At 36.7% G+C, this 5,967-nt stretch carries 8 protein-coding genes, 3 tRNA genes and 1 pseudogene; 9 read left to right on the plus strand and 3 right to left on the minus strand.

The genetic code is table 11. The features are described from left to right. The 3 genes and pseudogenes from B5X53_RS19435 to B5X53_RS18705 all read left to right on the plus strand — a co-directional run. A pseudogene (locus B5X53_RS19435) lies at positions 1-87 on the plus strand (transketolase); the annotation flags it as partial. Between the two features lie 66 nt (positions 88-153). Then, positions 154-1,107 carry a transketolase family protein gene (locus B5X53_RS18700; protein WP_079714729.1) on the plus strand — a complete coding sequence of 318 codons (954 nt, stop codon included), beginning with the start codon at positions 154-156 and terminating at the stop codon, positions 1,105-1,107. A 122-nt stretch (positions 1,108-1,229) separates the two neighbouring features. Beyond that, positions 1,230-1,823, plus strand: a complete 594-nt coding sequence (locus tag B5X53_RS18705) for an outer membrane beta-barrel protein (protein ID WP_079714730.1) — start codon at positions 1,230-1,232, stop codon at positions 1,821-1,823. Between the two features lie 204 nt (positions 1,824-2,027). Here B5X53_RS18705 and B5X53_RS18710 read toward each other — a convergent pair whose 3' ends face one another. Continuing rightward, a complete protein-coding gene (locus B5X53_RS18710) occupies positions 2,028-2,933 on the minus strand; it encodes an FKBP-type peptidyl-prolyl cis-trans isomerase (RefSeq protein WP_079714724.1) in 906 nt (301 codons plus the stop codon). 79 nt (positions 2,934-3,012) lie between these two features. Between B5X53_RS18710 and B5X53_RS18715 the strand changes: the two genes are divergently transcribed. The 3 genes from B5X53_RS18715 to B5X53_RS18725 are packed head-to-tail and all read left to right on the plus strand — an operon-like array spanning position 3,013 to position 4,522. Further along, positions 3,013-3,414, plus strand: coding sequence for an RNA-binding S4 domain-containing protein (locus B5X53_RS18715; RefSeq protein ID WP_079714725.1), 402 nt, complete (start codon positions 3,013-3,015; stop codon positions 3,412-3,414). After that, complete coding sequence (locus tag B5X53_RS18720) at positions 3,392-3,997, plus strand: methyltransferase (protein ID WP_079714726.1); 606 nt, start codon at positions 3,392-3,394, stop codon at positions 3,995-3,997. The genes B5X53_RS18715 and B5X53_RS18720 overlap by 23 nt, the downstream gene beginning before the upstream one ends. Before the next feature lie 24 nt (positions 3,998-4,021). Next, positions 4,022-4,522: a phosphoribosyltransferase family protein gene (locus B5X53_RS18725; RefSeq protein ID WP_079714727.1), complete on the plus strand. Its 501-nt coding sequence runs from the start codon at positions 4,022-4,024 to the stop codon at positions 4,520-4,522. Here the strand turns inward: B5X53_RS18725 and B5X53_RS18730 are convergent. After that, the gene (locus tag B5X53_RS18730; protein ID WP_079714728.1) at positions 4,517-5,035 is read right to left on the minus strand and encodes a shikimate kinase; all 519 of its coding nucleotides are present in this window, start codon (positions 5,033-5,035) and stop codon (positions 4,517-4,519) included. The two genes, B5X53_RS18725 and B5X53_RS18730, sit on opposite strands and share 6 nt — an antisense overlap. Positions 5,036-5,160: 125 nt before the next feature. On the opposite strand from B5X53_RS18730, the gene B5X53_RS18735 reads away from it, so the two are divergent. The 3 genes from B5X53_RS18735 (at position 5,161) to B5X53_RS18745 (ending at position 5,570) form a co-directional block, all read left to right on the plus strand. Next, positions 5,161-5,233 (plus strand) — tRNA-Lys (locus B5X53_RS18735). A gap of 102 nt (positions 5,234-5,335) precedes the next feature. After that, positions 5,336-5,408, plus strand: a tRNA-Lys gene (locus B5X53_RS18740). 78 nt (positions 5,409-5,486) lie between these two features. Further along, a tRNA-Leu gene (locus B5X53_RS18745) sits at positions 5,487-5,570 on the plus strand. A 121-nt stretch (positions 5,571-5,691) separates the two neighbouring features. Here B5X53_RS18745 and B5X53_RS18750 read toward each other — a convergent pair. Further along, positions 5,692-5,967: transposase (locus tag B5X53_RS18750; protein WP_143533294.1), on the minus strand; the 276-nt coding region annotated here is incomplete at its 5' end.

Consider the following 5,967-nt stretch of genomic DNA (forward strand, 5'->3'; position numbering starts at 1 on the left):
ACCCACGCCTGGCACGGAAAAGCACCTGATGACGAACAGTTAGAAAAAGCGCTTTCTCAAAACCCGGAAACTTTAGGAGATTATTAAAATAGATTTTCCGCCTATACTGAAATGAATTCAGCACAGGCTACGGAAATGACAAAGAAATTTAGAATGAAAACATATACAGATACAGGAAAAAAAGATACTCGTTCAGGTTTTGGCGCGGGGCTTACCGAGCTTGGCCGAAAGAATCCTAATGTAGTGGCCCTTTGTGCCGACCTTGTAGGATCGCTTAAAATGCAAGATTTTATAGATGAAAACCCCGAGCGTTTCTTCCAGGTAGGAATTGCAGAAGCCAATATGATGGGCATGGCCGCCGGACTCACCATTGGCGGAAAAATTCCATTTGCAGGAACTTTTGCCAATTTTGCAACCGGAAGGGTTTATGACCAGATTCGTCAGTCTATTGCCTATTCAGGGAAAAACGTAAAGATTTGCGCTTCTCACTCGGGAGTGACTTTAGGGGAAGACGGTGCAACCCACCAGATCCTGGAAGACATTGGACTTATGAAAATGCTACCCGGAATGACGGTAATTAATACCTGCGATTTTAACCAAACCAAAGCAGCAACTTTAGCAATCGCTGAACACGACGGCCCGGTTTACCTTCGATTTGGAAGACCAAAAGTAGCTAATTTCACTGCTGAAGACCAGAAATTTGAGATTGGGAAAGCGGTTCAACTTTATGAAGGAGAAGATGTAACCATCATCGCTACCGGTCATTTGGTATGGGAAGCTATTCAGGCAGCTCAAAAACTTTCAGAAAAAGGAATTAGTGCTGATGTGATTAATATTCACACCATAAAACCATTAGACGCAAAAGCCATTATCAAATCGGTTAAGAAAACCGGATGTGTGGTGACTGCCGAAGAACACAACTTCCTTGGCGGACTTGGAGAAAGCGTAGCAAGAACTTTAGCCGAAAATAATCCTGCTCCACAAGAATTTGTGGCCACCCAGGATACTTTTGGTGAAAGCGGCACACCTGAACAACTCTTTGAGAAATATGGTTTGAACGCAGAAGCGATTATTAAAGCCACAGAAAAAGTACTAAAAAGAAAATAAAACATCTTTTTAATTATCTTTAAAGCCTTTGAGAACGAGATTCTTAAAGGCTTTTTTTATTTTATTAAAAATAATAGGCACTATTTATGCGTTATCAAAACCTAACAATAAAACAATCTACTATGAAAAAATTAATGTTTATCGCTGTTTTCTTGTTTTCCTCCATAGGACTTATGGCTCAGGAAGCAGATTTTGGAATTAAAGGGGGTTTCAACTACGGTGCTACCGGAGATCTTAAAATGGAAAATGCCTCTAACGATTTAGGAAATATCATTGAAGGAAAAGAAAAGTCTGGTTACCATATTGGGCTTTTCAGTCGATTTGAAATTGTGGGAATTTTTCTTCAGCCAGAATTAATGTACACCCGCCTGAATACAGAATATGAAACTTTCAACTATAAAATTGATAAAATAGACGCTCCTATTTTACTGGGTGTAAATGTTTTTGGTCCTTTGAATATAAAAGCGGGACCTTCTTTTCAATATATCCTGAATAATGAGCTGGAAGATACTCAGCTAAAAATTGGTGATGTTGAAAAAGATATAACGGTAGGTTACCAGTTAGGTGCCGGTTTAAACCTGGGTAGATTAGGTTTTGATGTAAGATATGAAGGAGCGTTTACCGATAACACCGCTTTTAGTGAAGAGGCATCAGATAATTTCTCAATAGATTCAAGACCTTCTCAATGGATATTGAGTTTGTCTTATGCTTTTTAGGTTAAACGCAACCAAACAGGAAAGTTCTGTTCTGTTTAATAAAAAAAGGAAGAGGTTAAGTAAAAAGACTTTCTTCGTCAAGCTGAACTAGTTTCAGCTTCTAGCATGTTTTAAAACAACTTAGAACCTGAAACAAGTTCAGGATGACGTTTGAGTTAACTTTCTACTTAACCTCTTTTCTATATAAAATACTTAAGCTTTTACTTATTCAAAAGTATCAGGATCTAAATAATCTGGAGTGCCGTTTCCATTAGAATCTGGAAACTCTAAACTGCCATCTTCATTGATAATTATTTCCTCACGGGTTGGTTTTCCATCACCATCATCATCGGCATCGGCAAAGTTTGGCGTTTCGTCACCATCGGTATCATCATCCAAAATATTATTATTTTCATTTAAATCTTCCATCCAGCTGGGAATACCATCCCGATCGTGATCGGTTTCATTAACACGGAATAACTGCACGTTAAAAACCAGGGGACTATATGGCGGAATACTGGTTTGAGAGCTTGAAAAATAACCTAAACCTGAAGGAAAAATTAAAGCTCCAACGCCATAATCGTCATTAAATTCAACCGTATTATCAGGATTTACTTTATATCCTGAAGCTCCTTTAAACTCAACAATTCCTTCGGTAAAACCTTTAATTAAAGTAGTAAGATCAAACCATACAGGTGTATTTGCATTATCAAAGGCAGTAAGATTTAATAATTCCCCGCGGTAACTTACAAGAGTAGAATCGGTGAATTTTGGCTGTTGGCCTTCCCCTTCTCTAACCTTCAAAACATACATACTGTATTCTACATCGTTATTCACCACAGTTTTCATAATCAGATTTTCTTCTTCAGAAAGTGGTGTTTTATCGGCATTTTCCCCGGCTATGGTATCAAGACGAACCATATAATCAAAATCATCTGAAGGGTTTTCAAACTCCTCATAATTATAAAAATGGGTGTCCAGGAAATTATTTATTGAATCGGCATCAGTCAAAGCCTGCTCCTCAGGGTCTCTCTCCTCGATTTCCGGAGTATTTCTATTGTCATCATCATCACAGGAAATTAAAGTTGAAGCTGAAATAAGGCTTAGAATAAAAAATTTGTTTAATCGCATTGTCTTTATTTTTGGCGCGCAAGATACAATATTCTTGTATTTTTGTTTAAGATTAACGCAGTTTTAAAGGAGAGATTTTATGAGAGTTGACAAGTTTTTATGGTGCGTAAGATATTTTAAAACCCGAAGCATTGCCACCAACGCATGCAAACAGGGAAAAGTAAAAGTAGATGGCGCCAATGTAAAGCCATCTAAAGAAATTTTTCCAAACGATAAACTTACCGTAAGAAAGAACCAGATAGATTATCAAATTGAAGTTTTAGACCTTCCACCCAGCCGGGTTGGCGCAAAACTGGTAAACCTTTATATAATTGATGTTACCCCAAAAGAAGCTTTTGAAAAATTAGAGCTTTTAAAATATTCTAAAGATTATTATCGTAAAAAGGGTACCGGAAGACCTACTAAAAAAGATCGTCGGGATATAGACGATTGGTTTGAAAATACAGATCCTAATCCTGATGAAAAAGACAAAGAAGCATAGTTTTTCTTCTGAATTTTGGTCGCAACGCTATGAGCAAAACCAAACAGGTTGGGATATTGGCGAAGTATCTACTCCGCTGAAACATTATATAGATCAGCTTGAAGATAAAGAACTTAAAATATTAATTCCCGGTGCCGGAAATGCTTATGAAGCCGAATATTTATTTAAGCAAGAATTTAAAAATGTTTATGTAGCCGATATTAGTAAAAAACCACTGCACAATCTAAAAACCCGTTTTCCCGATTTTCCTGAAGAACAATTATTACATATTGATTTCTTTGAAATTGAAGATTCTTTTGATCTTATTTTAGAACAGACATTCTTTTGTGCGCTTCCGATAGCTTCCAGGCAGGAATACGCAAAAAAATCGGCTGATCTTTTAAATGAAAATGGATTGATAAGTGGCTTGCTTTTTAAATTTCCGCTAACAGAACAAGGCCCTCCTTTTGGCGGGAACAAAGAAGAATATTTAACGTATTTTAGTCCGTATTTTGAAATAGAAATCCTGGAAACCTGCTACAATTCCATAAAACCAAGACAGGGAAACGAATTATTTTTTAAATTCAGAAAAAAGTCGGCTTAAAGCTGAACCCAAAAATATAAACAAATGAAAGAACGTGTACTTATTTTAAATCACGAACAAATTCAGCATAAAATTAAACGCATAGCCTACCAGGTTTACGAAAGTAATATTGATGAAAAAGAAATTATCCTGGCTGGTATCGCTAAAAAAGGCTATCAATTAGCTTCGCATTTAAAAGAAGCTTTAGAAACAATCTCTCCGCTTAAAATTCAGTTATGCGAAGTTTACGTAAATAAGAAAAATCCGCTGGAAGAAATTACCACTTCTCTGGAGCCTGGGGTTTATCAGGATAAATCGGTTATCCTGGTAGATGACGTTTTGAACTCGGGAACTACGTTAATTTATGGCGTAAGACACTTTTTGAATGTTCCACTAAAACAATTTAAAACTGCAGTTTTAGTAGATAGAAACCACAAAAAATACCCGGTAAAAGCGGATTTCAAAGGAATTTCCCTTTCCACCTCTTTAAACGAAATGGTAGAAGTTTCTTTTAAGATTAAAAATTTTAAAGCAGAACTTTTATAGCTTTTCTATAATTTGATCTGCAATAGTTTCAGGTTCTTTCTCGTCTACATTTACGGTAATATCTGACTGGCTGTAGTAATAAGCACGTTCAAAAAGATGTTTTCTGATGAATTCCTCTAAAGCCTCCCGGGTTTCCAAGTGGCTTATTACCGGTCTATGTACTTTTTCCAGAAAAAGCCTTTCGGTTAAGGTTGGGATTGATGCTTTTAAATAAATAGTTTTTGCGTCTTTTTGGGCACAAATTCGGTCAAAATTATCGCCGTAACATGGCGTTCCCCCGCCTAAAGAGATCACCATATCTGAATTATTTTCTAAAATATCATCCAGAATTTGTGCTTCCAGCTTTCTAAAATATAGCTCGCCCCTATCTTCAAAAATATCGTTAATGCTTTTTCCCTGGATCACTTCTATTTGATCGTCGAGATCTACATATTTGTAATTCAGTTTTTTAGCAAGCTTCTCTCCTACCATCGACTTCCCCGAGCCCATATACCCGGTTAAAAATATTTTCATAGTTAAAGTACTTATTATTAGAAGGATTCAAATCTAATATAAATTTATCTCAATTTAGGCTTGAAAAATAAATTAATGAATGTATATTTGCACCCGCATTCGCAAAACGACGGATGCTTTTTATTGATCTGGTAGCTCAGTTGGTAGAGCATCTCCCTTTTAAGGAGAGGGTCCTGGGTTCGAGCCCCAGCCAGATCACAGTTTAAAAGCTGATTTGGATATTTAAAGTTTGAAAGCCGAATCACTTTAAAAATTTTGATTTTTAAATCATTTTTTTTGCTTTTTGGAATAATGAAAACCGATCTGGTAGCTCAGTTGGTAGAGCATCTCCCTTTTAAGGAGAGGGTCCTGGGTTCGAGCCCCAGCCAGATCACATTTTTAAGTTCAGAATTCTTCGAATTCATTTTTTACTACAGCCCTTGGAAATTTACTATTTCCAGACTTGTTTTAAGCCCGGGTGCTGGAACTGGTAGACAGGCATGGTTGAGGGCCATGTGTCCATTAGGGCGTGCGGGTTCGACTCCCGCTCCGGGCACTTTCTAAATAACTATCCCACGATTTTCTTTATCAATCCAAAAAATTTATAAGGCGGGTACTTTAAAGGTATATCCAGTTTTGTAGTTGAAGTCACCACGGATCAAGCCTAATTGTTGTGTTTAAGCAAAAATTGTGGTTAATCTATATAAGAAGAATTCAACATTTTTCACTCCTCTAAACTGAGCCCTAAACGCTTTTATCTTTGCATTAAAAGATTCTGCTGAAGCATTTGTACTTCTATTGATAAAGTAATTGAGAATAGACCTGTAATTAAGGGTGATGGTGTTTGCTATGGTATTAAAAGCCTTAAATCTCGTATCCTCTACATCCTTGTACCAGTGGGCTAGTTTTGTATAAGCCCCTTCTTTTGATTTCGCATTGTTAAATATATTTCT

The organism is Salegentibacter salinarum (assembly GCF_900168115.1).
GTDB classification, from domain to species: Bacteria; Bacteroidota; Bacteroidia; order Flavobacteriales; family Flavobacteriaceae; genus Salegentibacter; species Salegentibacter salinarum.